Source organism: Nitrosomonas supralitoralis (assembly GCF_003011925.2).
Classification (GTDB): Bacteria; Pseudomonadota; Gammaproteobacteria; order Burkholderiales; family Nitrosomonadaceae; genus Nitrosomonas; species Nitrosomonas supralitoralis.
Genome location: NZ_PXXU01000114.1, coordinates 1 through 3718 on the forward strand (window position 1 = coordinate 1; position 3718 = coordinate 3718).

Below are 3718 nucleotides of genomic sequence, written 5' to 3' on the forward strand. Positions count from 1 at the left end.
GTAACCATTCCGTCCGTTTCGACTCAACCCCTCCATGGGATAAGGATAATCCGGACAGATCATGCGCCACAAACACGGACAGTTTATTTGTCACCTACAATATCATACAGAATACTTGACACGGAATTTTTTCACATGCACCCTGAAAAAAGTGGGAAAATTTCACACGCTATTTACCCCTCAATATTTTGATTAGTGTTGAATGAAAAATGTGGTTATTGCGATGTAAGCATGTGACCCGTTGATTCTGATTAACAGAATTATGATCAATAAATCAATAGGTTATAGTATCTAATTGCAAACTTCGATCGCGTGGTGAATCAATCTTCGAAGCAAGCTGGTTCAGCAACAGCATGATTGGATCCCAAGAAGGAAAAGCTTGACCGGTTAACAACAAACCTGGAGAAAACTTATGAAAGACGCATCACTCCGCATACAAACTTTGACAATGGCTATATTACTGGTGGTTATCACCATACCTCAAACCTATGCTGCCGCGCCCGACGACAGCGCTGCATTGGCTGCGAGCTGTGCTGCCTGTCATGGCACAGACACTAATCGTGCCGAAGGTTTCGAAAATCTTCTGGGGGAGAATCACTATCAAGATTTGATTGAGATGAAATATCGATCAAATCCAGAATCCATTATGGATTGGGTAGCCAGAACTTATACTGATCAACAATTGAGCCACATTAGCCAATACTTCAAGACTCACGGAAAGAAAGCTGACAGTCATCACGGCAAGAAATCTGGCAGTCATTGAGATATCGGAAGCTAACAATATTGTAGGAGAAAAATTATGAAAAGACGTAATTTCTTCAAATTTGCGGCGGCAGTACCAGTTGTTGCAATGGTACCAGGCCTGAGCCACGCTGCTTTGGCGAGCGCTAGTCCAAAAAAGATTTTAGTGGTGGGAGGTGGTATGGGCGGCGCAGCAGCAGCCCGGTATTTAAAATTATGGGGAGGTAATGTTGTCGAAGTATACCTGATTACCAAAGATGCTAGTTATAGTACCTGTATCCAATCCAATCTCGTGATCACCGGCGCCCAGCCTCTCAGCAGCATTACCAGGAATTATAGTGTCCTTTCGAGCTCTGGGATAAATGTTCAACAGAATCAAGTAACGGGCATTAAGCAGGATGGAGCACAAGTGCTGGTTTCTTTCAGCACCCCACCCAAACTTCATACACCCTCTCAATATGATCATGTGATCCTATCGCCGGGCATGGGACCTATACCGGATTCCATCCCCGGGGAGACTCGCGACTTTTCGCTGAGCTTTTGGGAAGGCAACAAAGCTTTGGATCTGAAAAACGCTTTGGATCATATTCCCAATAAAGGCACCTTCGTGATCTCGATCCCCTCGGGCGCGTACAAGGGATCCCTGGCACCCTATGGACGAGCTTTTGCCGTAGCCGATTATTTGCAGAGCCGTAATTGTAAGATCATTGTGATAGATGGCCATGCAGATTTTGTTTCTCAGAAGAATGACTTTGTTGCAGCTTTGAAAAGTTTTGGAAGTCATTTACTACAAACACCGAGTAAGTACAGCTACTATGCCGGAGGAACTGTCGAATACTATCCTGGTGCGACTTTGAACTCTGTGAGTCTGAAAGATAAAATCCTACATACCAACCTACCGATCAACTTCGGATCGACAAAAGACGGAGATATCCCCTATCACGCAGCCAATGTGATTCCACCGCAAAAAGCGAACCTTGATTTCGCTTCTGCTTTACTTGAAGGGGGAGCTTTCGCCCCAGTTAATGCCCAAACCTTCGCCTCCACGGTAACTGGCTATTCGCATGTTTATGTGATTGGTGATGCCGCCTTCTTGCCATTGCCAACTACTCCGGCCACCAGTGTGCCAAAAAGCGGCCATGCCGCGGTCGACGAGGCCAAGATCGCCGCTGCCGCTATCCTCCGTAAGATTGCCGGCCGTTCACCAGAAACCTCTCTAGTGCTCTCCGCCGTTCAGTACAATGCCATCCGGTCCACCAGCGCCCATAAAGGGGTCTATGCGCACGCCGGGTATCAGTGGGATCAAACGCACGATTCTTGGGTAGCAAGTGGCGGCTTTCTCGGCGACCCCTCAAACACAAAGGATCAGGCGGCTAATATTTCTCAAGAGAATTATAATCAAGGCTTGACATGGCGAAATGCCCTTCTCGCTGATGCTTTTGGGCGTTAAGATTGATCAAAGATAGGTAAGAGTAAGAGCATGCAGAACCTCGGGGAGGCACACTCATGGCTGGTAAAATCATCGGACTTGAGGTGATGGGAAACAACAAGTGCTTCCAAATAAATCATTCGTTAAAGTAATAGATTCCGGACAGATCCCCAGTTTTGTATGCGCTTTAATAACCAATAGAATCAGGTAGGATGAAAAGCTGAGCAGGGAATTGCGACGACGTGCAACTTGCTCATTCAGAATGCTACTGTTCTATGGTATTGACGAATTAAACGAACCCAGGCATTAGCTACCATAACCGGCGAACTCGATTCCCACGTGGCGACACGAGAGTTTACAGGGTGAATATGATTTTGTGCGATCGGTAGTCAAATATGGTCAATTTAACTTGGATAAACTTCTAGCGTAGAAATCGGGTTAACGGGTGTTCTCTATACTTTTGGAGTTAACCCGTGCTTAGAAAAAGTGAATTAAACTTATAATTATGTCAATGACATCAGTGCTATCCGCTCCGGTTTTCTTTTGCTTATCTAGAGATAATCTTATCTTCAACTGCGTATTCCGCTGAAAGCTGCCACTGATTCCACGCCAAGGCTGCCACCTAAATCGGTGAAAGCTGCCACCCTATCGGAGCGAAGCGACGCAGGTTTTTTATTTTTACTTGGTTAGTCAGTTTCTGTCAATTTAGCTTGTTTCTTTCGCATAGATTCTCCTCTTAAATTGATCTTATAGGCGTTATGAACCAATCGATCCATAATGGCATCTGCCAAGGTTGCATCACCAATAATGGCGTGCCATTGATCCATGGGTAATTGACTAGTGATGATCGTCGCGCGTGATCCATGCCGGTCTTCCAGGATTTTCAGCAAATCACGGCGCTGTTCTGTATTTAATTTTTCCAGTCCCCAATCATCCAGAATCAGGACATCGGTTTTGGCCAGACGTGCCAACAGCTTGGCATAACTGCCATCGCCTCTGGCCAAGTGCAGTTCCTGCAACAATCTTGGCAGACGCTGATACCAAGCGGTATGGCCTTCTCTGCATACTTTGTTTGCCAGGGCACAAGCGATCCAGGATTTACCAACGCCGGTTGGGCCGGTAATCAGGATATTGATGGGTTTTTCACCCATTGGCAGTCACTCAGTTTTTGTAGCAGGGTTTTATCCAGTCCTCGACTCGCTTGATAATCAATGTCTTCCAAACAAGCTTGTTGTTTGAGTCGTGCCTGACGTAACCGGTTGGTCAGTTGGCGATTGTCGCGTTCGGTGATTTCTCGATCAACCAGAAGACCTAAACGTTCTTCAGTAAGCGTCCAGCGTCACCATCTATCAATTATTTTTTTCTCAGTATTTCAATAAATTCAGGTGGTAACGGTAGCAACTCGTCAATTCGACTATTAGGCCATGTGGGTAGTTTTATGAGCATATCTTTGAGCCAAGCAGAAGGGTTCAGTCCATTAAGTTGAGCAGTGCCAAATAGAGCTTGAATAGCTGCTGCACGTTGTGTCTCGCGTCAATTATCTTGGCC

The 3718-nt window shown here is 45.8% G+C and carries 2 protein-coding genes and 2 pseudogenes; 2 read left to right on the forward strand and 2 right to left on the reverse strand.

What is annotated here, in order from left to right:
* Positions 1 to 412: 412 nt before the first annotated feature.
* Positions 413 to 763 (forward strand): c-type cytochrome, encoded by a 351-nt coding sequence (locus tag C7H79_RS16640; RefSeq protein WP_106708354.1) that lies wholly within the window; start codon positions 413 to 415, stop codon positions 761 to 763.
* Between the two features lie 36 nt (positions 764 to 799).
* Positions 800 to 2191: an NAD(P)/FAD-dependent oxidoreductase gene (locus tag C7H79_RS16645; protein ID WP_106708355.1), complete on the forward strand. Its 1392-nt coding sequence runs from the start codon at positions 800 to 802 to the stop codon at positions 2189 to 2191.
* A gap of 665 nt (positions 2192 to 2856) precedes the next feature.
* On the opposite strand, the pseudogene istB reads toward C7H79_RS16645, so the two are convergent.
* Together istB and C7H79_RS16655 are read right to left on the reverse strand one after the other, a co-directional pair.
* Positions 2857 to 3494: pseudogene (istB, locus tag C7H79_RS16650) on the reverse strand (IS21-like element helper ATPase IstB); the annotation flags it as partial.
* Positions 3495 to 3523: 29 nt separating this feature from the next.
* Positions 3524 to 3694, reverse strand: a pseudogene (locus C7H79_RS16655) (transposase domain-containing protein); the annotation flags it as partial.
* Positions 3695 to 3718: the final 24 nt, after the last annotated feature.